At 55.2% G+C, this 23,063-nt stretch carries 22 protein-coding genes and 1 pseudogene; 14 read left to right on the top strand and 9 right to left on the bottom strand.

Going from position 1 to position 23,063, the window contains the following annotated elements; genetic code table 11:
• Window positions 1-120 precede the first annotated feature (120 nt).
• The 6 genes from SJY32_RS06955 (at window position 121) to SJY32_RS06980 (ending at window position 5,808) form a co-directional block, all read left to right on the top strand.
• Window positions 121-1,314 (top strand): tyrosine-type recombinase/integrase, encoded by a 1,194-nt coding sequence (locus SJY32_RS06955; protein ID WP_376873277.1) that lies wholly within the window; start codon window positions 121-123, stop codon window positions 1,312-1,314.
• Window positions 1,307-2,005 (top strand): hypothetical protein, encoded by a 699-nt coding sequence (locus SJY32_RS06960; RefSeq protein WP_376873279.1) that lies wholly within the window; start codon window positions 1,307-1,309, stop codon window positions 2,003-2,005. The genes SJY32_RS06955 and SJY32_RS06960 overlap by 8 nt, the downstream gene beginning before the upstream one ends.
• Window positions 2,006-2,422: 417 nt before the next feature.
• A complete protein-coding gene (locus SJY32_RS06965; RefSeq protein ID WP_376873281.1) occupies window positions 2,423-3,241 on the top strand; it encodes a hypothetical protein in 819 nt (272 codons plus the stop codon).
• A gap of 318 nt (window positions 3,242-3,559) precedes the next feature.
• Entirely contained in the window at window positions 3,560-3,916 is a 357-nt protein-coding gene (gene mobC, locus SJY32_RS06970; protein WP_376873283.1) for a plasmid mobilization relaxosome protein MobC, read from the top strand.
• Window positions 3,913-5,613 carry a hypothetical protein gene (locus SJY32_RS06975; protein ID WP_376873285.1) on the top strand — a complete coding sequence of 567 codons (1,701 nt, stop codon included), beginning with the start codon at window positions 3,913-3,915 and terminating at the stop codon, window positions 5,611-5,613. Before mobC ends, SJY32_RS06975 begins: the two co-directional genes overlap by 4 nt.
• A 21-nt stretch (window positions 5,614-5,634) precedes the next feature.
• Window positions 5,635-5,808 carry a hypothetical protein gene (locus SJY32_RS06980; protein ID WP_376873287.1) on the top strand — a complete coding sequence of 58 codons (174 nt, stop codon included), beginning with the start codon at window positions 5,635-5,637 and terminating at the stop codon, window positions 5,806-5,808.
• A gap of 197 nt (window positions 5,809-6,005) precedes the next feature.
• On the opposite strand, the gene SJY32_RS06985 is transcribed toward SJY32_RS06980, so the two are convergent.
• From SJY32_RS06985 to SJY32_RS07000, 4 genes are all read right to left on the bottom strand, one after another.
• On the bottom strand, window positions 6,006-6,275 hold the full coding sequence (locus tag SJY32_RS06985) for a hypothetical protein (protein ID WP_376873289.1): 270 nt from the start codon (window positions 6,273-6,275) through the stop codon (window positions 6,006-6,008).
• Window positions 6,276-6,299: 24 nt separating this feature from the next.
• Window positions 6,300-6,809, bottom strand: coding sequence for a metallophosphoesterase (locus SJY32_RS06990; RefSeq protein WP_376873291.1), 510 nt, complete (start codon window positions 6,807-6,809; stop codon window positions 6,300-6,302).
• A gap of 5 nt (window positions 6,810-6,814) precedes the next feature.
• The gene (locus SJY32_RS06995) at window positions 6,815-7,042 is read right to left on the bottom strand and encodes a hypothetical protein (RefSeq protein WP_376873293.1); all 228 of its coding nucleotides are present in this window, start codon (window positions 7,040-7,042) and stop codon (window positions 6,815-6,817) included.
• A gap of 96 nt (window positions 7,043-7,138) precedes the next feature.
• Complete coding sequence (locus SJY32_RS07000) at window positions 7,139-7,432, bottom strand: hypothetical protein (RefSeq protein WP_376873295.1); 294 nt, start codon at window positions 7,430-7,432, stop codon at window positions 7,139-7,141.
• Between the two features lie 94 nt (window positions 7,433-7,526).
• On the opposite strand from SJY32_RS07000, the gene SJY32_RS07005 reads away from it, so the two are divergent.
• The 5 genes from SJY32_RS07005 to SJY32_RS07025 are packed head-to-tail and all read left to right on the top strand — an operon-like array spanning window position 7,527 to window position 14,713.
• Entirely contained in the window at window positions 7,527-7,718 is a 192-nt protein-coding gene (locus tag SJY32_RS07005) for a helix-turn-helix domain-containing protein (protein WP_376873297.1), read from the top strand.
• Entirely contained in the window at window positions 7,715-9,262 is a 1,548-nt protein-coding gene (locus SJY32_RS07010; RefSeq protein ID WP_376873299.1) for a type I restriction-modification system subunit M, read from the top strand. The genes SJY32_RS07005 and SJY32_RS07010 overlap by 4 nt, the downstream gene beginning before the upstream one ends.
• Complete coding sequence (locus SJY32_RS07015) at window positions 9,259-10,386, top strand: restriction endonuclease subunit S (protein ID WP_376873301.1); 1,128 nt, start codon at window positions 9,259-9,261, stop codon at window positions 10,384-10,386. Before SJY32_RS07010 ends, SJY32_RS07015 begins: the two co-directional genes overlap by 4 nt.
• Window positions 10,387-11,619 carry a hypothetical protein gene (locus SJY32_RS07020; RefSeq protein ID WP_376873303.1) on the top strand — a complete coding sequence of 411 codons (1,233 nt, stop codon included), beginning with the start codon at window positions 10,387-10,389 and terminating at the stop codon, window positions 11,617-11,619.
• A complete protein-coding gene (locus tag SJY32_RS07025; protein ID WP_376873305.1) occupies window positions 11,612-14,713 on the top strand; it encodes an HsdR family type I site-specific deoxyribonuclease in 3,102 nt (1,033 codons plus the stop codon). Before SJY32_RS07020 ends, SJY32_RS07025 begins: the two co-directional genes overlap by 8 nt.
• A 445-nt stretch (window positions 14,714-15,158) precedes the next feature.
• On the opposite strand, the gene SJY32_RS07030 is transcribed toward SJY32_RS07025, so the two are convergent.
• Window positions 15,159-15,605 (bottom strand): HGGxSTG domain-containing protein, encoded by a 447-nt coding sequence (locus SJY32_RS07030; RefSeq protein ID WP_376873307.1) that lies wholly within the window; start codon window positions 15,603-15,605, stop codon window positions 15,159-15,161.
• A gap of 43 nt (window positions 15,606-15,648) precedes the next feature.
• Window positions 15,649-16,110 (bottom strand): GDSL-type esterase/lipase family protein, encoded by a 462-nt coding sequence (locus SJY32_RS07035; RefSeq protein ID WP_376873309.1) that lies wholly within the window; start codon window positions 16,108-16,110, stop codon window positions 15,649-15,651.
• A 511-nt stretch (window positions 16,111-16,621) separates the two neighbouring features.
• Here SJY32_RS07035 and SJY32_RS07040 point away from each other — a divergent pair.
• Window positions 16,622-17,135: pseudogene (locus SJY32_RS07040) on the top strand (transposase); the annotation flags it as partial.
• A 130-nt stretch (window positions 17,136-17,265) separates the two neighbouring features.
• Complete coding sequence (locus SJY32_RS07045) at window positions 17,266-17,979, top strand: hypothetical protein (RefSeq protein ID WP_376873311.1); 714 nt, start codon at window positions 17,266-17,268, stop codon at window positions 17,977-17,979.
• 196 nt (window positions 17,980-18,175) lie between these two features.
• On the opposite strand, the gene SJY32_RS07050 is transcribed toward SJY32_RS07045, so the two are convergent.
• A protein-coding gene (locus SJY32_RS07050) for an IS3 family transposase (RefSeq protein WP_376870199.1) occupies window positions 18,176-19,329 on the bottom strand; the annotation gives its coding sequence in 2 pieces (ribosomal slippage) (window positions 18,176-19,062 and window positions 19,062-19,329; 1,155 coding nt in all).
• A gap of 507 nt (window positions 19,330-19,836) precedes the next feature.
• A complete protein-coding gene (locus tag SJY32_RS07055; protein ID WP_376873313.1) occupies window positions 19,837-19,974 on the bottom strand; it encodes a hypothetical protein in 138 nt (45 codons plus the stop codon).
• A 253-nt stretch (window positions 19,975-20,227) separates the two neighbouring features.
• Between SJY32_RS07055 and SJY32_RS07060 the strand changes: the two genes are divergently transcribed.
• Window positions 20,228-20,356, top strand: a complete 129-nt coding sequence (locus SJY32_RS07060) for a hypothetical protein (RefSeq protein ID WP_376873315.1) — start codon at window positions 20,228-20,230, stop codon at window positions 20,354-20,356.
• 90 nt (window positions 20,357-20,446) lie between these two features.
• Here SJY32_RS07060 and SJY32_RS07065 read toward each other — a convergent pair whose 3' ends face one another.
• Window positions 20,447-22,978, bottom strand: a complete 2,532-nt coding sequence (locus SJY32_RS07065; RefSeq protein ID WP_376873317.1) for a Hint domain-containing protein — start codon at window positions 22,976-22,978, stop codon at window positions 20,447-20,449.
• Window positions 22,979-23,063 lie beyond the last annotated feature (85 nt).

A 23,063-nucleotide genomic window follows, 5' to 3' on the forward strand; every position in this document is an offset into this window, starting at 1 on the left:
GTCGCTAGGCCCCATACGGGGCTGTTTTTGTTTGATTATTTGCATTCATTGTTGACGTAGACTTTTCTTCGATTAGACTCGTTTCTGTTCATTGCGTGGTATGGAACGTGGTATTTTTCGATGAGCTACCATAGTGGAAAACTGACTAAAAACCTCGTCCGAGCTCTCGGGTCTGGCAGACACGGCGACGGCAATGGGCTATATCTCGTGGTTGATCCATCAGGCGCGCGGCGTTGGATCGTGCGCGTCACGGTAAAGGGTCAACGGAATCGCGAGGGGAAGCCCTTGCGCACAGACTTCGGCCTTGGCGGTGCGGATATCGTCACCCTGACCCAAGCTCGCGACCGAGCCCTTGAATATCGACGCATGGCAAAGCAGGGCATCAACCCCCGCTTCAATGGACGGCAGGAAATTCCATCATTTGAAGAAATCGCGCAGCAGGTTCATATCGAACGCCTGCCAACGTGGAAGAACCCCAAACACGGCCAGCAATGGATCAACACTTTGGCCGAGTACGCCTTCCCCAAGATCGGCCGCCTGCCCGTTTCAGAAATCGAACAGCCAGAAATCATGCAAGTGCTGTCACCCATTTGGACGACAAAGCACGAAACAGCCAAGCGGCTGGCGCAGCGCATCAAAGCCGTCTTGGACGTGGCCAAATCTAAGGGTTTTCGGGATGGCGAAAACCCCGTCAACACGATCCGCGATGCAAAGGTTTTGCCGCGCGTCAAACAGAAGGTACAGCACCACAAGGCGATGCGCTGGCAAGATGTACCCGTCTTCTATGCTGTCCTCGCCACGCGGGACGCCACAGCGGCTAAGGCGCTGATGTTTACCTGCCTCACCGCAAGCCGGACCAACGAGGTCTTACAGGCCCGTTGGGAGGAGTTTGATTTCGATGCGATGCTCTGGACGATCCCGCATGAACGGATGAAGGCTGGAGAGGAACACCGCGTGCCGCTGACGCCCCAGATGATCGCAATATTGGAGCCATTGAAGGCACTCCGATCAGAAGCGGTGTTCGAGGGTCAGAAGCGCCATAAACCGTTATCGAACATGGCTATGCTGATGCTTCTGCGGCGCATGAAGATCGATGGGGTCACCGTCCATGGCTTCCGCTCGACCTTCCGCGATTGGGCGGCAGAGCGGCCTGATGTGTCCCGCGAAGTGGCCGAGATGAGCTTGGCCCACAAGGTTGGGTCGGATGTCGAGCGCGCCTATGCGCGGTCAGATCTGTTGGAAAAGCGGCGGCAGTTGATGGAAAGGTGGTGCGATTTCGCCTGCGGAAACGAAAATGGGGGCACTTATGACTGAATTGCTTGTTGCGACAGAAGACATTGTCTACTGCAGTCCAGAAGATGCCCGACTGTTTGCAGTGGAGGCGCTCCTTCTATCCAAAGGGCGTGGCGTTAGGTTCTACGACGCCTACTATGGCCTTGTCTCATTTCATTTGAAAGCTTGGATTGAGGACAATGGTGATCAAGTTGAAAAGCATTATCTTCAGCACTTGTTCAAATTGGTCAATCGAACTGAACACATCAGATTCATTCTCAATCAAGAGGGAAATAACTTCATCTCAATCTTAAGTGATGAAATTATCCCAATCTCGACCGTAATCCACCAAATAGTTTCAGGCTCCAATAAGGAAAAAGCAATCTCGGAAGCAGAAGACATGCTTTCATACAGAAACGGGTATTATGAGGGTCTTCGGGAGCTACCAAAAGGTGGCAAGAACCTTAGCAAGCGAACGATAGAACGCATTTGGAAGAAATATTTAGAAGTGCCGCATTACGCCTGGCTGAGAGCGATTAACCAAATACGCCAAATGTCTGGCATAGAGGCAGTTACTTATGAAAATGGTCGAGAGGTCTGGGGGCAAATAATGAGCGCGGTAGATGCCGTATCTACGACTAAGCAAATGAGCATCCCAGAGCCGATTTTCTTACGTTTCGTCACAGACGAGGAATTTCAAAAACACCTACCTGAGATTCCGCCACGCAGTTGACGCTAGCTTTCGGTGATGCCGAGTTGCATGGATTCAACATCGATGCAATGGCAGGAGGTTGAGCCGTGTGTGTAATCTTTGAACCAGACCGAATCTATGACGATTGCGATCAGGAGCTTGACCTTATCGCCGACCGCGCCCGCCGTGCCCAATGGCGGCACAGGAATGTTGGACCCAGCTACCTAAAGATGGGGCGGCGCGTGAAATATCATGGCGCTGACTTGAATGCATGGATAGCAGCGAACCGTGTAGAGACGGCTCCAAACGCATGACCTTCAATTGAAAAAACCCCGCTTTCGCGGGGCCTTGATCAGATGATCGTCGCACCTTCATCATAGGTCAAAGCTCCCGCTCAAGCAATCTGAAACTGAAAAACGCCCGCCGCCGATCGCGTGGGCGAACGGGAGAACTCACCCGATGTCTGAAATGAAATTTGCCATGATTGAAAAGGCTTTACACGACAGGGTGGAGTGGCGTGCTATGTCTGACAGCTTGTCGGCGCGATATACCTATCTGATCATCAGGACCAGCACACGGCTGAATTATGCGGGATGCTATCGCTACCCCCTGTCATTGCTTTCATATGAAACTAGGATCAACGAACAAGACCTTCCCGACATTATCAATCGGCTGATTAGCGAAAGGCTAATTGAGTATGATCATGCCAGTGGCTGGGTTCGGATCGAGAACTGGTACTACGGGACATATGCACCGGAAAATGCGAGCAAAGTCAAAAAGTGGAGTCGCTTCTACCTTGAACACCAGTTTCCACAATCTGATCTGGCAACAAATTCGGTCGCGGAGTTTGTCGTAGGAACGCTGCGACGGGCCGGAAACTTCCATGAGGACAGCAGGCACGCTGAGGCGGTCTATCACGTTTTGGAAAGATTCATCCGGAATGCTTCCCAGCTTTTTTCTGGTTTGCCGCAGGCGTTGGAACGTGAACTTTATCAGAATGGACAAAGTACCTGGCAACACCTGCGTGGACGCGGAGACGAACTTTTGCGACTTGCAAAGAACGAGGCCGCTGGGAGGTGGCCGGAACAGGTGTGTCAGGGTGTCGCCACCCTGTCAGCACCCTGCCGGGAGGGTGACGGCACAGTGCGGCCACAAAAAGAAAGAGAAAGAGAAAGAGAAAAAGAAAAAGAAACCTGCCTGACCGCTCCGAAAAACATTACGAGGCCCCTCCAAGTCACCTTGGATAGCCCCCTAGTTCGAGGAATTGGTGTACAATGAGGGATGCAGGTTTCAAATCTCTTGATCTCTTGGCGTTGCCGCCGATGGGAGCAGGCATTAGCGCGGACGGGTATGATCTCTGGAGTGCCTTCAAGCGGCACGTGAAAGAGACCGGTGCGGTTCATCCTTGCCCCTGCACGTGCTGGCCGGTGTATCGGGGGAATGCTTGGAGGAGGATGGGCGCGAGGTGCGTCGTGTCTTGTATGTGTAGGAGCAAGGTTACGCATGTGGCTACGCGACATGCACCTTGCGAGGGAATGGGCAGGCCCTTTCCCCTCGACCCCAAGCCCTGCGCGCAGAGCGCGTCAGGTGGCTGGCATGAATAAGCGAGAGCCGAAGTCGCGTGTGGTGCGGGAACTGGTCTTACGGGTGCGCTGTACTGCGGATGAGCGTGCTGCCTGGCTTCGCAAGTCCCGCGCGCAGGAACGGTCTTTATCCGACTACGCCCGCCATGTTCTGTCCACTGAACCGATGCAGCGGCGGGCGCGACCTCCAGAGATCGATCCCGTGCTGTTGGCGGCGGTTGGGCGTGCAGGCAGCAATTTGAACCAGATCGCCCGCGCCATCAACACAGACCGCAAGGCGGGGCGCGCTATCGACCTGCTCGCGATGTGCACACTCTTGATGACATTGGACCGGCAGCTTGCTGAGATCGTCGCGGAGCATTCCAGATGATCGTCCGCTTCTTTGCTCATGGTGATGGCTCGGGCCGCGCGGCGGTGGAATACCTGCTGGCCGAGGAGGTCGCCGCATATACCGAAGATCGGAAGCGCATCGCGGGTCAGACCGTCCGTCGGGATGTGTTGCCAGAGGTTTTGTCAGGCGACCCCGAACTGACCCGCGCCCTAATCGACAGCAACACCCGGAAATGGCGTTACACGTCGGGCGTGCTGGCCTTTCATTCCGACGATAATCCCTCCGAAGCGGATCAGGCGGCTGTGATGGTCGATTTCGAAAAAGCCGCCTTCGCAGGATTGGAGAGGGATCAGGCCAGTATCCTCTGGGTGTGCCACCGGCATATGGGCAACGTAGAACTGCATTTCCTGATCCCGCGCGTGGAACTCTACGGGAACCGCTCGTTCAACCCCGCGCCTCCGGGGTCTGAGGCCTATTTCAACTCCTTTCGAGACTACTGGAATGCCCGCGCGGGCTGGGTCAGCCCGGAAGAACCTGTTCGCAAGCGCATGGTCAAGCCGGTGTTCGATATCGGCGACCGGAAGCAGGTCAAGGAAACGATCCAGACGCTTATCGTTCAACAGATCGAGGCAGGTGAGATCCGCAACCATGCCGATGTTCGCGCGGCTCTCACCGAACTTGATGGCCTCGAATTAAAACCGCTGTCCGAAACACAACTCCGGAAACGCCGCCAGGCAGATGAGGAAGAGGCACGCGGCGGCAAGTCTCGCAAGCGCGACACCCGTATCACCATGCGCGTCGCGGGCACCTCGGACAGCCAGAACACGTTCCGATTAGAGGATCGAATTTTCCATGAAGACTGGACCGCAAATGAATACTTTGCTGCAAAGCCTGCAAGCGAAGGTCGAGACACAAACCCACGCGACCGAAGCGCAGACCCAGAAATTGTTGGACGACTTCGAGCAGCATTTAATGCAGGCGTTGAGCGCCGCACAGCAAAAAATCGCACACGATATGCGCGGCCTCGAAAAGTTGAGCGAGGCGATCCAAATCCGGACCGCCGATCATCTCCAGGAGCAGGCCCGCAAGATACGGCAAACAGCGGCAGAACTGGAAGAGAGCCGGACGGAATGGCGTACGGCGACATGGAAAACGATGCTGCCAGCTTATCTAGCGGGGGTCTTGCTGACCTTGTGGGTGCTCTTGATGGCGGTGCAGCTATCATTTCCCGAACCACAGAGAACAGCACCAGAGTCGAGGTTGACGAGGTTCGGTCTCGACGGATCAGTTGTGACACATGGCCCTGGCGGCTTAGGCCGGGTTCTGAGCTTGCCGCGCGGCGTCACTCTCGCAAGTTGTCCAATCCCCAATCTGAACGGCGGCGAAGTTTGCGTCGAAACCCACGCCACGAGGTAAATCATGTCACACCCGCAATTGACGCCGTTCGAGACCGCATTACTCAGCGCTGTCGAAGAACTGAACGCGACATTCGAGGCTGGCTTGAAGAGCGCCAGCGCTTCACCGAACGAGTTCGAGACTTTGCATCGCGCATTCAATCGATTCGCGACCGACTTGGAGAAACGCTTGACCGCGTTGGAGCGGCAGCAGGCGGAATTGCGACGGCTGTTGGAGACTGGCTGACCCAGCGATCTGCGCGCCGGGAAGAAGCGGAGCAGAGCAAACCCGAGCCGAGACGCACGGTCCCCGTGCCTTTTTCATCCGGACCAAAATTCTAAACAAACGAAGAGGACCCAATCATGAGCAACAAAAAAAGCATCGTCGATCAGATCCAGGGCATCTTGGGCGAAATGGAAGACACGGGCTTTTTTGATGAGCTTGCAAAACTGCCCGAGAAGGTGAAAGCACCGGAGAAAGAGGAAAGAAAAACGCCCAGAGATCCAGATGTGGACCACCCGCACGATAAATCTTGAGATGGCCATCCTATTAGGGCGCGCTACCGGACCCGCCTTCCCCTGCCTTATGAGGGGCGATGTCAGGCGGGGCCGGATGTGCAAAGGGAGCTGGAAATTCCACATGAGCGAGACGCCAAGCATCGCGTGATTGAGGGTTTTGGGCGAGCCGGTGTAGAGCGATCGTGCAAAGGCACTATCGTCCTATTCCGCGACGCTCATACCTCCAGCACGAAAGCTGGATCGAACTCGACCTCTTCGTGCGGATATCCGCGCCCATTCATCACGAAGCGGATGGGGCCGTGTTTGCCTTCACAAATCCAGGCCTCGTTGTCGTGACTGTGGCCGCAGATCCAAGTGTGGATGTCGAAGCCCCTGATCTCGGCCCAAAGAGCACTGGCGAAACCTGCGCAGAGGGCGCGTTTGCTGTCATTTCCGATTTCGCGGGCGGGGTGGACCAGTTGGCGTACCTGGATGTGGTGGGTCATGACGATGGTCGGACCGTTGTGAGGCTAGCGCAGAGCGTCCCAGATCGCCGCTTTGTCCCTCGCATGTTGGTCAAGCATCGTGTGCACACAGAACTTGCGCTTCGGCGTGACGCGGATCCGCCGGTAGTCCACCAGGGAATTCCCTACAATGCCCCGTGCGGCGACTTCTAGTTCCGGGAAGAGCTTCAAGTCCGTCCAGAGCGGCGCGCCGATGATACGCACTCCCGCAATCTCGGTAGCCGCGCCATGGAGCACGCGAATATCGAGGCCTTGGGCACGCTGGTCAGCAAGCTGGCGCTCTTCTTCGGCGAGAAGCTCCGACCAGATCGAGCCATAGGGTTCGTGGTTGCCCCAGATCACCACGACCGGGCAGCCATACTTGCGCGCGGCGCGTGCAGGGATTTCCAGATAGCGGCCCATCGTATGGGTGTCGCCCGCGATCAACACGCCATCCACTGGCACCGACAGATCGGGCAGATCGAAGCCTTCCCAGAATTCGTCGTGCAGGTCGCTCCAAACCAGAAACCTCGCCATAGCTTTTACATCTTCATGATCTCAGGGAAGCCTCTGGCGTCGATCCATTGCTTCCCGTCTTTGGGTGCGCCCCATGGGTTGCCGAACTCTTTGCCCATCGGGGCGTCATCCAGCGTCAGGTCGCGCGCATTCACGGCGCTGCGGGCGCGCTTGTGCTCGCTTTTCTTGAACACGTTGTCGCTCGCGGCGGTGCTCATCCCGCAGATCGGGGTTTTTCGGTAGGACCGGGACATCTCAAAACTCCGTCGCCTTGTGCTCGACATCCGCCCAATGCTTGTTCACCGGAACGCGCTGCCGGCACATAATCGTAGGTGCGCAATTCAGCAAAATTACCTGTTTATTTCTTCCGCTGCAGCGATGTGTTGGGATATTTCATCGAGAGTATGCTGCTCGCCAGCATCTTGGAAAAGTTCACGCAGGATGTGAACGGCATTTTGCTGTCCGTATAGCAGCTTTTTTAAGCCGATTATCCGGAACGTCAGATATGCGCGCAGTGGCGGTATCGACTGGACCGTGGGCAGAACTAAGGCATAGGCGGTGGCTCGGCTCAGGTGCCCGGACATCGAAGACAGCGACACACCCGAAAACAAGAACCAACACGCTAAAAGCCAGCTCGATCTCATCAGAACTCCGAAATTGCTTGGAATTCCCGCCTTGTAGGAACCCGCAACTTTCCCTAATAATCTCAGAAATGATGATTTTAGGAAAGTGCTTCGCATGGCAGCTGACATCATGACCATTGATGAAGTCGCCGACTATCTCAGAATCAACAAGAAAACTGCTTACCGCCTTGCGGCCGACAGCAAGCTGCCCGGCTTCAAGGTTGGCGGCACCTGGCGGTTTCGGCGCGTGGATATTGAGGACTGGATCGAGCGTGAAGCCAGCCCGAAGAAGGGAAAAAAGATATGACCGGCCAGGAACAACGCGCGGCGCTACAACGGAAAATCTGGGACATCGCGAACGATGTGCGCGGCTCGGTCGATGGCTGGGATTTCAAGCAATATGTCCTCGGCACGCTCTTCTACCGCTTTATCAGCGAGAATTTCGCTGCGTATATCGAGGCCGATGACGAGAGCATCAACTACGCTGTTCTTCCCGACAATGTCGTCACCGATGACATCAAGGATGACGCAATCAAGACCAAGGGCTATTTCATCTACCCTAGCCAGCTCTTTGCCAACATCGCGAAGAACGCAAACACGAACGACAGCCTGAACACCGATCTGGCTCAAGTTTTCGCGGCGATCGAAACCTCCGCTAATGGCTACCCCTCTGAGCTGGATATCAAGGGTCTGTTTGCTGACTTCGACACGACCAGCACGCGGCTGGGCAATACGGTCGCGGACAAGAACGGCCGCCTCGCGAAAGTGCTGAAGCGTGTGGCAGAACTCGATTTCGGGGACTTCCATGACAGCCAAATCGACCTATTCGGCGATGCCTATGAATTCCTGATCTCGAACTACGCCGCCAATGCGGGCAAGTCCGGCGGGGAGTTCTTCACCCCGCAACATGTCTCAAAGCTCATCGCCCAGCTCGCCATGCATGGGCAGGAAAAGGTCAACAAGATTTACGACCCGGCCTGCGGCTCCGGTTCCCTGCTGCTGCAAGCCAAGAAGCACTTCGACGCACACATTATCGAAGATGGCTTTTTCGGGCAGGAGATCAACCACACGACCTACAACCTCGCTCGCATGAACATGTTTCTGCACAACATTAATTACGACAAGTTCAATATCCAGCGCGGCGATACGCTGACCCAGCCGCATTTTCAGGACGATAAGCCTTTTGATGCCATCGTCTCCAACCCGCCCTATTCGGTGAAGTGGATAGGCTCGGATGATCCGACACTGATCAATGACGATCGGTTCGCACCGGCCGGTGTGCTCGCCCCGAAATCTAAGGCCGACTTTGCCTTTGTGCTCCATGCGCTCAGCTATCTGTCAGCCAAGGGCCGCGCGGCGATCGTCTGCTTCCCGGGGATTTTTTATCGTGACGGGGCGGAGAAGAAGATCAGGCAATATCTGGTCGATAACAACTATGTCGAAACGGTGATAGCCCTTGCGTCCAACCTCTTTTACGGCACGACAATCGCCGTGACGATACTGGTATTGGCCAAGAACAAGACCGACACGGCCATCCAATTCATCGACGCCACGGGAGATGAGTTTTTCAAGAAGGCCACCAACACCAATCTGATGACGGACGATCACATCGCCAAGTTGATGGAGATGTTCGATGCTAAGGAAGACGTGCCCCATGTCGCGGCCTCGACGCCCTATGAGACCATTGTGGAGCGGGGCTACAACCTTTCGGTCAGTTCCTATGTCGAGCCGCGCGATACACGCGAGCTTGTGAACATTGATGAGCTGAATGAAGAGATTAGAACCACGGTTGAGAAGATCGATCTGCTGCGTGCCGACATCGACGCCATCATTGCGGGGATTGAAACATGAGCACGGCGGACTTTTTGGACAAGCTACTGGATGGGGCTGAGCTTGAGTGTGTGCCGCTCGAAGAAGTTGCCACCATTAAACACGGTCGAGATTGGAAGCATCTTAACGAGGGGGATATTCCCGTTTACGGCTCTGGCGGAATTATGGGCTATGTTGATGATTACTCTTACGACAAACCTACCGTCCTGATCCCTAGAAAAGGTTCCATCACCAATATTTTCTATGTTGAGACGCCGCTCTGGAATGTCGATACAATTTATTACACCGAAATTGATGAAGCTCAGATGCTTCCAAAATACTTCTATCATTTCATTTGCACGATCGACATGATGTCCTTGGATACGGGCTCGGGCAGACCTAGCCTAACTCAGGCCATTTTGAACCGGATTCAAATCCCCATCCCGTGTCCCAATGATCCGGAGAAGTCGCTGGCGATACAGCGGGAGATTGTCCGTATACTCGACACCTTCACCGAGCTTACCGCCGAGCTTACCGCCGAGCTCACCGCCCGCAAAACACAATACAAACACTACCGCGACCAGCTCCTGACTTTTTGCGAAGATGTGGTGGAGTGGAAAACGCTGGGGGAGATCACGAGAATACGAACGGGCCAATCAATCAATAAAACCATGATTGCGGCCAATCCTGGCAAATACCCCGTTATAAATAGTGGTCGTGAGCCACTGGGTTACTTCGACCAATGGAACACAGACAACGATCCTATTGGTATCACGAGCCGAGGGGCTGGCGTTGGTTCTGTCACATGGAGAGACGGCAAATACTTCCGGGGAAACCTCAACTACTCTGTCACCATCAAGGAGCCAAAAGTATTGAACGTACGTTTTTTGTATCACACCTTGGAGCAATTCCAGCCCCAGATTAAGCAGCTGTGCACGTACGACGGGATTCCTGCACTCAATGCTGGAAATCTCGTTGACCTGACCATTCCTTTGCCCAACCTAGAAGAACAAATCCGCATCGCCACCATCCTCGACAAATTCGACACGCTGACGACCTCGCTGAGCGAAGGTCTGCCACGCGAAATCGAACTGCGCGAAAAGCAATATGCCTACTATCGCGCTCTGCTACTGAGCTTTCCCAAACCTCATGACATGGCGGCCTAAATGGGACAGACGTTGGAAGAAATTGCGAACAGTCTGCGTACACCTCAGGTAACCCGCAGAACGGTTACCAAAGAGACCAAGCAGATTGCGCCTAAAGAGGTGGAGGAACAAGCGCCTGTCCCCAAAGTGCAGCTGATCTATGCGTTCAACGCTTCAGGCAAGACCCGACTGTCCCGCGAATTCAGGGACCTAATTGATCCGAAGACAGAAGCGCGGCCAGATGATCAGCGCCCAAAAGTCCTTTATTATAATGCGTTCACCGAAGACCTGTTCTATTGGGACAATGATCTGGACGGCGATAGGGAACGTAAGCTTCGCATTCATCCAAACGCCTTCACCAAATCTGCCTTTGAAGACCTCGGGCTCGATTTGAGGGTCATTACCGCGTTCCAGCGCTATACCCAGCCTAATCTGACCCCGCGATTTAACGAAGAATACAAAACCACGGACAAGGAAGGCAAGGAGGTCACCATTCCGGCGTTTTCCGAAGTGATATTCACGTTCGGGCAGGATCCGGAGACCAACCCAGAACGTCTCAAAATCTCGAAGGGCGAGGAGAGCAACTTCATCTGGAGCGTTTTCTACTGCCTGCTAGATCAGGTCATCAGCACTCGCAATGTCGCCGAGGTCGAAGAGCGTGAGACCGATCAGTTCAATGACCTTGAATATATCTTCATCGATGACCCGGTCAGCTCACTCGATGAAAACCATCTGATTCAGCTTGCTGTCGATGTCGCCGATCTGATCAAGAGAAGCGAGACAACGAATGGCCTGAAGTTCATCATCACGACGCACAGCCCGCTTTTCTTCAATGTGCTGTTCAACGAGCTGAAGAACAAAACGTGCTACATGCTGAACCGGCTTGAGGACGGCATGTTCGATCTTACGGCCAAGAACGGCGATTCAAACCAGAGCTTCTCCTACCACCTTTACCTTAAGCAAACGCTGGAGCAGGCGATCGCGGCGGACAAGATCGAACGATATCACTTCACCCTGCTGCGTAACCTCTATGAAAAGACGTCAAACTTTCTGGGCTACCCACGGTGGTCTGAGCTGCTGCCGGGCGACCAGCAACTCTATCTTAACCGCATCATCCAATTCACGAGCCATAGCACGCTTTCCAATGAGGCTGTTGTCGAACCCAACCCACAGGAGAAGCAGACCGTGAAGCTGCTGCTGGAGCATTTAAGTAACAATTACAGCTATTGGCAGGAGGGCGCGCCCAATGACTGAGCAAACCACTCCCGTCGCAGAGACCAATCGCTTCATCGTTCTCGACAAATATGTGCGCGCCTGGGAAGCGGCTGACAGCTATCAGTCTGAGGCCGACCTGGAGCGCGAGCTTGTCCAAGACCTGCGCGATCAGGGATATGAGTTTCTGGACACTCTGAAATCATCGGGCAACATGCTCGCGAATGTGCGTACACAGCTACAAGCTCTCAATGATGTTCAATTTACTGATAAGGAGTGGACGCGGTTTGTTGAGACCTATCTGGATCGCCCCAGTGACAGCGCCACTGACAAGGCCCGCAAGCTCCATGACGATTACATCTTTGATTTCGTCTTCGATGACGGGCGCATTCAGAACATCTATCTTTTCGACAAAACAAATGTCTGCCGCAACAAGGTTCAGGTCATCAAGCAGTTCGAGCAGGCCGGAGCACATGCGAACCGCTATGATGTTACGATCTTGGTGAATGGTCTGCCGCTGTTGCAGGTCGAGCTGAAAAAACGCGGCGTCGCCATCCGCGAAGCGTTCAACCAGATACACCGCTACAGCAAAGAGAGCTTCAACTCTGACAGCTCGCTTTTCAAATATCTCCAGATTTTCGTGATCTCCAATGGGACGGACACGCGCTATTTCGCCAATACGACCAAGCGCGACAAGAACAGCTTCGACTTCACGATGAACTGGGCGCAGGCGGATAACAGCCCGATCAGAGACCTCAAGGACTTTACCTCGACCTTCTTCGAGAAGCGCACTCTATTGAAGGTGTTGCTTGACTATTCCGTCTTCGACGTCAGCGACACGCTGTTGGTGATGCGACCCTATCAGATCGCCGCAACAGAACGCATTCTTCGGAAGATCAGAAGTTCCTACGAGGACAAAACGCTGGGTAAGACGGACAGCGGTGGTTTCATCTGGCACACGACGGGCTCAGGCAAGACACTGACCAGCTTCAAGGCGGCCCGCCTCGCCACCGAGCTTGATTTTATCGACAAGGTCTTCTTCGTGGTGGACCGCAAAGACCTCGATTACCAGACGATGAAAGAGTATCAGCGATTCTCGCCCGACAGCGTCAATGGGTCAGACAGCACCGCCGGATTAAAGCGGAACCTCTCAAAGGACGACAACAAGATCATCGTCACCACGATCCAGAAGCTTAACAATCTGATGAAGAGTGAGGGCGACCTGCCGGTCTATCGACAGCGTGTCGTCTTCATTTTCGATGAGTGTCACCGCAGCCAGTTTGGTGAGGCACAGAAGAACCTCAAGAAGAAGTTCAAGCACTTCTGCCAGTTTGGCTTTACCGGCACGCCCATCTTCCCAGAAAATGCTTCGGGGGCTGAAACAACGGCTAACGTGTTCGGAAGCGAACTTCATTCCTACGTGATCACCGACGCTATCCGCGATGAAAAGGTGCTCAAGTTCAAGGTCGATTATAATGACGTCCGGCCACAGTTTAAGGCGATTGAGATCGAACTGGATGAGAAAAAACTCACCGCCGCTGAGAACAGGCAAGCCCTGCTGCATCCTGAACGTATCGCTGAGATTTCTCGGTACATCTTGGACAACTTCCGCAGAAAGACACATCGTCTTTATGGGGACAATAAGGGCTTTAACGCTCTGTTCGCCGTCAGCAGCGTTGAGGCTGCAAAGCTTTATTATGAAAGCCTGAACAAGCTGCAGGCGAGCAATGGCAAACCGCTAAAGATTGCGACGATCTTTTCATTCGCAGCAAATGAAGAGCAGGATGCAATTGGCGATATTCCCGACGAGAGCTTTGAGGTCTCTGCGCTGAACAGCAGCGCCAAGGAATTTTTGAACGCCGCGATCGCTGACTATAACGCTTATTTCCGAACAAATTTCAGCGTCGATAGCAAGGGCTTTCAGAACTACTACCGGGATCTGGCCAAACGAGTGAAGTCCAAGGAAGTCGATTTGCTTATCGTGGTGGGTATGTTCCTGACGGGCTTCGACGCGCCTACGCTTAACACGATTTTTGTTGACAAGAACCTACGTTTTCACGGCCTCATCCAAGCCTATTCTCGCACAAACCGCATCTACGATGCGACCAAGTCCTTCGGCAACATCGTGACCTTCCGCGATCTGGAAGACCCTACCATTAAAGCGATCACACTTTTTGGCAATGCGAACACGAAAAACGTCGTTCTTGAAAAAAGTTACTCGGAGTACATGGAAGGCTTTACTGATCAGACGACGGGAGAAACTCGGCGCGGCTTCATTGACGTGGTCAGTGAGCTTGAAGAGCGTTTTTCAGACCCTGCAGCCATTGAAAAAGAGGCTGACAAGAAGGCCTTTGCAAAGCTGTTTGGTGAGTATCTCCGAGTCGAGAATATCCTGCAGAACTATGATGAGTTTTCTAACCTGAGAGAACTCCAAGAGATCGGTGAAAGCGATGCGGAAGCGCTCGCTGAGTTTAAAGAACAGCGCCATTTGAGCGACGACGATGTCGCCGAACTCAAATCTGTCCACATGCCAGCTGACCGTAAGATACAGGACTACCGATCAACCTATAATGATATCAGGGATTGGCTTCGTCGCGAGAAGGCCAGCGCGGAGCAAATCAATTCAACGATCGACTGGGATGACGTGATCTTCGAGGTCGATCTCTTGAAGTCACAAGAAATCAATCTGGATTATATTCTTGAACTGATCTTTGAGCATGGCAAAAATACGAAAAACAAATCGGAGCTTGTCGAAGAAATTCGCCGCGTCATCCGCGCCAGTATTGGCAACCGGGCGAAGGAGAGCCTGATTGTTGATTTCATCAATGAAACACACCTCGACGAACTCGGGGACAAAGCCGGTGTGATTGAAGCCTTCTTCGCTTTCGCACAAGCGGCGCAAAGTTGTGAAGCTGAAGAGCTCATTTCTGATGAAAAACTGAATGTGGATGCCGCAAAGCGTTATATCGCAACTTCTATCAAGCGAGAGTATGCGAGTGAAAACGGCACTGAGTTGAACTCGATCCTACCGAAAATGAGTCCCCTCAATCCACAATACTTGACCAAGAAACGTGATGTGTTCCAGCAAGTCTCTGCTTTCGTTGAGAAGTTTAAAGGTGTCGGCGGAAAAATTTAGGCATCGGCTAGCCTGGACTTATCCTGTTTTAAGTCGGCATCCTTGTCGCACATATGGGTCCATCGTTCGAACTGTTTTCCTAGGTGTTGGTGGCTTGGTGCGATTATCGTAAAGCCGGAGACCAATCGGGTGACAAGGTTGCTGGAGAAGGCGCGAAAGATATGCCTGTCGTGCGAGACGCAATCAAGCGCGTCTTGGCAGGCAGCGAGGCGGCGTTTTATCTGCGTCGAGAGAAATACGGTTTCTCACGTCCTCGGCGGAACGGTGTGGTATAAAATGTGGTATTACTCCGCATGCTTTAAATATTTTTGTATTTTATCATATGATTACCATATAAGTGAGTAAGACTGTCTCTCCGCCACTTCCCTTTGAAATCATTAGATTATTTCAGGTTAGCGCGGGCTTACCCGCCATAGAACCCGCCAAACCCAAAACGCTTAAACCGCTATTGCCCGTTGGGTTGATCTGCTTTTCGTTTGGCCCATCGGTCGCGTTGCGCTTGTGCGATACGGTCGCGGCCCTCTTGCGTTTTCGGTCCCGTGCTCATTCCGCCATGAAATTTGCACCGCCGTTTGTTTGGCAGGCTCATCGCGGCGCAGGGGGTGCCTTTTCGGGTTTTTGCACCGCAGCGCACCCGTTGCCCCGTCAATGGGCCAATGAGGCGCAGGGGCGGCTCCTCGAACGCTTGCGCCCAGAGTTTGCGGATCGGTCGGTTTGGCGGGGGTAGCGCAAGAATCATGCCGATTTGGCGCAAGGCATGGGCGCGCAGATCCACCTTTGGCTTGCGCTCCCAATAGCTCACCGTTTGCCGCCCCAATCCGGCCAGCCTACCCAGATCGGTTTGCGAGAGGGACGCGGCGCGGCGCAGGGCGGCGAGTTCGGCCCCCGTCATCTAAAACCCCATCCCCGCGCGCGCGTAATAGTCGGTAAATACGTCACGCGATGCGAAAGGCGTGTGGCATCGACGTTAAGGGGGGCGGCGCAATGATGAGAACCTGTGGCGCTGGATAGACAGTCCCGACGCCACCGGCACATGAGAGCACTTGGCCAACCAGCTTGGACATCCCAACCGTGGTTTCGAACGCTGAGCGATGGAAATAGGCCTTCGTATCATTGGTCCCGAGCATGAGGATCACGAGATCGAGCGGTAGGTGACTGGCCAACGCAGACGGCAGATAGGCACTGCCGTTAAGACGCGGATCCGTGGGGTCATCTAACGATGTGGTGCGTCCGCCCAGACCCTCTTCGATGATGACATGGCCCTCGCCCAGATTTTTTTGTAGCAATCCAGTCCAACGCACATCCGCTGGATAGCGGCTCGTTGGCGCGCCCTCGATTACAGGCACCCAGCCCCAAGTGAGGGAGTCGCCAAAGCACATGATACGTTTCTCTGGCATTGATCGTTCCTTTTACAAATTGATCAAACGCGTCTTGTGTTCAGGCCATAGAAGATGGTCCCGAATTCTCGCCATCAAGTGCCGCGGGATCAAGCGACGAGGAAGTCGTGCGAATGGAGGTAACGACCATAGGATCAAACACAATTCAAAGACCGTCAAGTCGTTCGGTCTTTTGGTTTTGAAAACGTGCCATAAGGACGGATGCTGGGCCTGCCAACGCGATTTCCGGACATGGCCGGGGCTTTTGGCCTTCACGTGGCAGTGGACATTCGTTGCAATGCAGAAAATCGGTAAATAGGGCTCGAAGCGGCCGTTTGCCGCGCGCAGCGCGAAGGGCTAGTTCGCGGACGAAGCTGCCGATGCCACGCATCCATGGCACCGGCAGGAGTATAGTGAAGGGTAGAACGGGTCGCGTTGGCAGATGATTATGTCGATTGCGACGAAGATCGGCTGCCCACCCCAGACCCTGAACGACTAGGCCCAGAAGGCCGAGGTCAGCCAGGTCGTCACCACTACGGTCGAGCGCACAGCAGATCTCTGGAAGCTTGAGACAGATGTGCGAGGTCAAAGCCCTGAAGCCCGCCTCTCGCACGGCGAGCTGTCTCGGCTCCGATCGTTACGGAACTGTTCGCCCTCTGGGAGAAAAGCCTGCCGCGTATCGCGGGCAAGTCGACGCTGGCAGAGGCGCTACGCTATGGCATAACGCGCCGCGACATCTTCGAACGATTTCTGAGTGACGGCCGCATCGAGCTAGGGTCCAACATCGTCGAGCGCGCCATCAGCGCCAGACAATCACGAGGAAAAACAGCCTGTTTGCCGGATCCGATGGCGGAGGTTGCACGTGGGCCACTATCGCCACCCGACGGCAGACCTACAAGATGAACAGTGTCGACCCCGCCGCGTGGTTGATCCAGCCATTGGAGCGCATCGCCAACCAGTGGCCGCGCGCCGAAACCCATATCTTGGTCGCAATCATCAACCGCTTTGCTGGCCTCTGCCACCCCGAGATCATCCGCATCATCTGACCCTAAAGGGCAAGGGCCAGTCGCGTTTATGCAACAACCCCAACCTGTTCCCCAAAATGCGCCGCACATAGTTTAACATTGGACTAAGAATAAGATATGCAGGGCCTTATTATCGCTCAAAAGAGAAACAATGCCCGTTAAATCAGAAGTAATCGCCGAAGATGATGGGTATGGCATTTATGCCCATAGGCACAGACGACAAAGACGAACGCTCGTTATCACATTTGACGGAATAAAAAGTGGCATTGCCCAGAAAGGGTTTGGCACCGAATGGTCGCTCAAACAGGGGTATGACACAATTTTTGTGGCCCAACAGCGACTTTCACAATACCAACTCTTATCACGCGAACAATTTACAGAGTCGGTTGCTAAAGTGTGCTCGGCCTACGACCGCGTTGTGTGCTACGGTGCCAGCTTGGGCGGATACGCAGCACTCTACTTCGGTGGCAGCATATCTGCACGGATAGTGGCTGCGTCACCCCGGTTGTCAAACCATCCGGCCTTTCCGCACAACAGATATAGCAATATCGACTTTTTTCATGAACGTGAACTTCCAGAACCGCTTTCGAGCCAGCCCCCAGTTATTATCTTTGATCCTCTCCATTTACGGGATTCTCGGTTCGTTTTTCAGTATGTCGGACCACGATACAAAGACATGCACCTTTTAACCTTGCCTGGTGTCGGCCACTTGCCCTTGGGCGCAATGGCGCAGGCTGGGCTTCTTTCAAGGTTCATGCCAAATCTAATTACAGGGAAGATCAATGCGCTGCCTAAATGGGCGGTATCTTCCATTCGCGGAATAGACGACAGGCTCCTTGAAACGTCGACGGAGTCGTCACTGTAATAGAGACGAAAGACATCCGTCAGAAAACGCGGAAGTGTGCGTAAAATTGAATTTCAACACCACCATCACATATCCATTTTACCAAATGAAAACAGCCATATAACAATAATCGCAACTCAATCTAGAAAGATGAAGCGCGCGTACAAAACGTCTACCGTGAGCTACTCCCCATTTGTTGGACAGGATCTGGCGTAAATTAAGCTACTCTTTGCACCTGCTGATCGGGGTTGGTTGTTTTAATTCTCTGCCAATAGACCACGGCAGGTGGCCTGCCGCCAAGCGAGGAATGCGGTCGCTTGTGATTGTAGAACTCGATCCATTTTCTGATGCCTGCTTTCGCCTCCGATCCGGTTTCCCAAGCATGCGGGTAGACGCATTCATACTTCAGGGACCGCCACAGTCGTTCGACGAAGATGTTGTCAAGGAAGCGGCCCTTGCCATCCATTGAAATGCGGACATTTGAGCGGCTCAGTCGGTCTGTCCATGCAAACGATGTGAACTGTGAGCCTTGGTCGGTATTCATAATCTCAGGCGGGCCGAACTTGTGGATCGCTTCGTTCAACGCATCGACGCAAAACTCTGCCTCCAGCGTGTTTGAGATGCGCCAAGCCAGCACCTTGCGTGTGTGCCAGTCCATGATTGCCACAAGATACAAGAATCCGCGCCGCATTGGCAGATAGGTAATGTCGGCGCACCAGACTTGGTTGGGCCGATTTACCCGCAACCCACGCAGCAGGTAAGGATAAATCTTGTGCCCCTTTGCCGCCTTGCTGGTGTTCGGCTTCTGATAGATGGGCATGAGGCCCATCAGCCGCATAATGCGTCTGATCCGTTTCTCGTTTACGACGTGATCCTCATTTCGCAGGTGCCAAGTCATCTGGCGCACGCCGTAAAACGGGGTTTCCAGGAACTGCTTATCAATCAGCCGCATCAGGTCGAGGTTCATTTCACTTTCGCCTTTCGGCTCATAATAGAACGAGGATCGAGAGATCGACAGCAACGCGCATTGCTTCCCAACAGACAGCCCAGGCAGATTGGGCTCAACCATCTTGCACCTCATTTGTCGGTCCAGGGTTTGAGCTTTCTTGCCAAAAAATCGTTGGCGACGGCCAACTCCCCAATCTTGGCGTGCAGGTCTTTGACCTGCTCTTCATCGACTTCCGGTGCCTTCCGGCCGCCACGCTCAAATACGCCAGACGCACCTTCAAGCAGAGCACGTTTCCATTGATGGATCATCGTGGGATGCACGCCGAACCGACTGGCCAGCTCGCTGACCGTCTCTTCGCCCTTCAGCGCTTCCAACGCTACCTTGGCTTTGAATTCTGGATGATGTTGCTTCCGTTTCGACATCGTCGATCTCCTTCGTGTTGAAGATCAACAGACAACAAATCGCAGCTTACGTCAGTGTCCTAATTTTAGGGGGTAGCTCAACCGTGCGCAAAATAAAGTAAGCGTTGCATCTGGCACCACCTGACGCGCGGCAACTGCAGCGAGAGCGAGCAGAGAAGATCAGGGCAGCCAATTAACTTCGGCCAAATTCATAAAGGCTCTGGCAAGCTGGGAGATTAAGATCAGCATGGATGGCACAGGAGCGTGGCATGAGGTCGTCTTCTTGGAGAGCCTGTGGAGGACCATCAAATATGAAAAGGTTTACCCGCCCCGCCCGCCTACGCCTCGGAAAGCGGGCGTGGGTCAACTGCGAGTGATCTCACACACGCTGTTCAATCTGCCCCCCAGTCGAACACCTTACTCGGGTCAGAAGGCCTATTTTGCCGATGAGGTCTCCAACGCACGGTAGACTGACACCCAGAGCGCGCCCAATCTGCGCTTGGGAGGCATTGTCGGCAGCAAGGCGCTTTATCGCATCATGATCCACATGCTTTTGTCGCCCCGTGTAGCCCCCCTGCCCTTCGCAGCTTCGACGCCGGCCCGCTGGCGGTCGCGGATGAACTTCAGTTCGATGCCGGCCACCATGCCGAGACCGGTGATACCCATGCGGCCCTATCGCCCACCGGTGTGACTTCGGGTTCCGAAACGCGCCGCGCCGCCCCTTTGGCATCACGTTTATGCACCCGTTTCAGAAAGTCGCGTGTCGAGCGACCAAGCCAATCAAGACGATGGATAACCAACTCGTCATCGGCGCGCAGAAACTCCGGAACAGTTGCCAGTTCAGTAATGCCGGGACTAAACAACGAATGCGTTCCGCCGCTCTGAGGGCGAGCTTGGCATCCGGCTTCCTTTGAGCTGCGTGACCAGTACCGGCGATATCGACATCGGCCCGTTCGAGAAACTCAGCCTCGCCACCCACGATCAGGTCAGCTCGAGCTGGGAGGAGACGTTCTCGAGGTTGAAATTTAGCCCGCTGCCGGGCCTCTAGGCGGGCAAAGATAGCGTTGGGCACAAGACGGGAGCGGCCAGCTGGTCTGGTTCTTCATCCCCGCTTGGGCGCCTTTTGCCGCAGCCGGCCTCACCCTGCGGCGGCACAGGCCTGTCTTTGATCCAGCTCCTCGCGCAGATCAGCGCTCAGAGCAAGCAGACGGCCTTGCCTCACTGCCTGGCTCACCTCCCGAGCAGTTAAATCGCGTCTAGCGCGGGGGCCATAGACGGGCTGAAGATCGTCTTGTAACCCTGATCCCGCAATCACCTGTGCCACCGCGCGGCGGGCTTGCGGGATCAGGGACGCCATCGCCATCGGTCCGGGGTAGAAGCTCTCCATCGCGGCGCCCTGTGCGTCCAAAATCGCGTGACGGGGCAACAAGATATGATGATATCCGATCTGCACGCGGTCGACGTCCACCCGCACACCGGCAAAGCCCGCGCGGGCCAGATGCACGGCGCGGACGAAGACCTCCTCGCCGCCGAGCGCCATCCAAATACTATGCTGCGGCGAGACCAAGACAGGCCCTTGGTTTCCCACACTGCCTGTCTCACAAAAAACAGGCCGCAAATGCGGATGCGCCAGCAGATCCTGTCGGTTAAATTCCCGCCCTCCCGCCCAGAGAACCGGAACTGCGCCGCCGTCCCGCGTCATCACCAAATCACCCGCCTGCAAGCCCTCCACCGCGCGCCACCCGGACGGCGTGCGCAGCATTGTTCCGGTCGCAAAGCACGGGATCCCCATCCTTGCCATCGCCAATTTACTATCGACGGAGGCGGGATCCACCCCGCGTAGCAGCACCGTCTCGCCATTGGGGAAGGTCAGCAACGCATTGCCGCTGCCATCATCGCTGACCGAGACATCGTTTGCCGTGACCGGATCGCCAGCAAGATTGCGCAGACCGCTTACATCAAGCTGGTCCTGCGTGCGTCCGGTGACCAGCGTGGTGTCAAAATCAATGATGACATCGCTGCCGCCGCCCGCGTCAAACACGAACAGATCCGCGCCGTCCCCGCCCGAAAGCGTGTCATCGCCCGCGCCGCCATTCAGGGTATCATCGCTCTCGCCGCCCAGAGCAATGTCATCTGTGGCCCCGAGAATGACGACATCCGCCCCGTCCCCCGCGACCACCAAAAGCGGCGCGCCGCTCGCCGAGTCGTCGTCAAAAGTCTCCGCCGCGGCCGATCCCAGACGCAGCCCATAGACCGTGCCATCGATCTGGATCCGCTCGATCCCCGACAGCGTATCCGTGCCTTCGCCGCCCACCGTATCCGCAACGATCAAATCCGTGCCTGCGAGGGTGAAGCTGTAATTCTCAAACGGCCCGTTATAGACCGCGATATCGTTGCCATCGCCGCCGTCGATCACATCATTGCCGCCGCCGCCGGTCAGCACATCATCGCCCGCGCCGCCCGCAAGCGTATCATTGCCATCGCCGCCCTTCAGGCTGTCGGCCCCCGATCCGCCGGTGATGATATCGTTCCCGTCCAACCCGTCGAGCGTGACGCCCACCGTTCCGGCGCTGCCGTCGAGGGTATCGGCATTGGCGGAGCCGAAGATGATCTCGATATCGTTAAAGCTGCCGGTCGAGCCAAGGGTGCCGATGGAATAGGTGCCCGCCTCCGATCCGGTGAAGGTGACATTGACGCCGGAGGTGGAGCTGGTGTTGACGAATTGCAGGACGTCGGCGCCCGTGCCGCCGTCGATCGTGTCATTTCCGTCATTGGCGTCGATGATAAACCAATCATTGCCATCCTCGCCCACCAGCGTGTCATCACCCGCGCCGCCAATGATGACATCATCGCCCGTGCCACCGTAGAGATCATCCGCCCCCGCGCCGCCCGCCAGCGTGTCATCGCCGTCCGCGCCGTAAAGCTCATCGTCGCCCGAGCCGCCGGTCATGCTGTCATTACCCGCGCCTCCATTGGCCACGATGCCATTGGTATCGGCGCTTGCATTGATCGTGTCGTTATAGCTGGTGCCGGTGATCGTCTCTATCGCGGTGAACGTGCCGCTTCCGTTACCGCTGCCGAAGGCATAGCTGCCCTGATCCGTGCCGCTGAAGACTACGTTGACGCCGGAGGTGCCGCCCCCGTCGCCAAAGCTGACCCTGTCCCAGCCCGTGCCGCCGTCGATACTATCGGTCCCGTCGCCCTCATCGATCAGGAAGGTATCTTTGTCGTCGCCGCCCGATAAAGTGTCATTGCCGGTGCCGCCCCGCAGCGTGTCATCGCCCGCCTCGCCGTAGAGCAGGTCATTCTCCCCGCCGCCGTTGATGCTATCATTGCCGGTGCCGCCATATACCGTGTCCGCGCCGCCCTCACCGTTGGTCGATCCAAAGTGGTCATTGCCCGATCCGAGGCTGGCGTAATCCGCGCCCGCGCCCCCGTAGACCGTATCATCGCCCGCATCGCCATTCAGCCTATCATTGCCGCCATTGCCGTAGATCAGGTCATTGTCGCCGCCGCCCCACACGGTATCCGCGCCGTCGCCCGCAACAATGGTGTCATTGCCGCCGTAAGCCAGAATTGAGTCGTTGCCTGCGCCTGCGTCGATGCTGTCGCCGGAATCATTGCTGCCGTTGATCGTGTCATTGCCCGTGGTGCCGTTATACGTCGCCATTTCCTGCTCCTGCCGCCAAATTTGAGCTTCCCGGCCCGAGGGTCAATGGCACTCTGGTCGGATGGCAGGGGGATATGCGCCGCAG

The organism is Albirhodobacter sp. R86504, assembly GCF_042466415.1.
Lineage (GTDB): Bacteria > Pseudomonadota > Alphaproteobacteria > Rhodobacterales > Rhodobacteraceae > Albirhodobacter.

Coding starts and splice junctions, on each gene's coding strand:
- SJY32_RS06955 (WP_376873277.1), top strand. CDS start 121: ATGAGCTACCATAGTGGAAAACTGACTAAAAACCTCGTCCGAGCTCTC.
- SJY32_RS06960 (WP_376873279.1), top strand. CDS start 1,307: ATGACTGAATTGCTTGTTGCGACAGAAGACATTGTCTACTGCAGTCCA.
- SJY32_RS06965 (WP_376873281.1), top strand. CDS start 2,423: ATGTCTGAAATGAAATTTGCCATGATTGAAAAGGCTTTACACGACAGG.
- mobC (WP_376873283.1), top strand. CDS start 3,560: ATGAATAAGCGAGAGCCGAAGTCGCGTGTGGTGCGGGAACTGGTCTTA.
- SJY32_RS06975 (WP_376873285.1), top strand. CDS start 3,913: ATGATCGTCCGCTTCTTTGCTCATGGTGATGGCTCGGGCCGCGCGGCG.
- SJY32_RS06980 (WP_376873287.1), top strand. CDS start 5,635: ATGAGCAACAAAAAAAGCATCGTCGATCAGATCCAGGGCATCTTGGGC.
- SJY32_RS06985 (WP_376873289.1), bottom strand. CDS start 6,275: ATGACCCACCACATCCAGGTACGCCAACTGGTCCACCCCGCCCGCGAA.
- SJY32_RS06990 (WP_376873291.1), bottom strand. CDS start 6,809: ATGGCGAGGTTTCTGGTTTGGAGCGACCTGCACGACGAATTCTGGGAA.
- SJY32_RS06995 (WP_376873293.1), bottom strand. CDS start 7,042: ATGTCCCGGTCCTACCGAAAAACCCCGATCTGCGGGATGAGCACCGCC.
- SJY32_RS07000 (WP_376873295.1), bottom strand. CDS start 7,432: ATGAGATCGAGCTGGCTTTTAGCGTGTTGGTTCTTGTTTTCGGGTGTG.
- SJY32_RS07005 (WP_376873297.1), top strand. CDS start 7,527: ATGGCAGCTGACATCATGACCATTGATGAAGTCGCCGACTATCTCAGA.
- SJY32_RS07010 (WP_376873299.1), top strand. CDS start 7,715: ATGACCGGCCAGGAACAACGCGCGGCGCTACAACGGAAAATCTGGGAC.
- SJY32_RS07015 (WP_376873301.1), top strand. CDS start 9,259: ATGAGCACGGCGGACTTTTTGGACAAGCTACTGGATGGGGCTGAGCTT.
- SJY32_RS07020 (WP_376873303.1), top strand. CDS start 10,387: ATGGGACAGACGTTGGAAGAAATTGCGAACAGTCTGCGTACACCTCAG.
- SJY32_RS07025 (WP_376873305.1), top strand. CDS start 11,612: ATGACTGAGCAAACCACTCCCGTCGCAGAGACCAATCGCTTCATCGTT.
- SJY32_RS07030 (WP_376873307.1), bottom strand. CDS start 15,605: ATGACGGGGGCCGAACTCGCCGCCCTGCGCCGCGCCGCGTCCCTCTCG.
- SJY32_RS07035 (WP_376873309.1), bottom strand. CDS start 16,110: ATGCCAGAGAAACGTATCATGTGCTTTGGCGACTCCCTCACTTGGGGC.
- SJY32_RS07045 (WP_376873311.1), top strand. CDS start 17,266: ATGCCCGTTAAATCAGAAGTAATCGCCGAAGATGATGGGTATGGCATT.
- SJY32_RS07055 (WP_376873313.1), bottom strand. CDS start 19,974: ATGGGTATCACCGGTCTCGGCATGGTGGCCGGCATCGAACTGAAGTTC.
- SJY32_RS07065 (WP_376873317.1), bottom strand. CDS start 22,978: ATGGCGACGTATAACGGCACCACGGGCAATGACACGATCAACGGCAGC.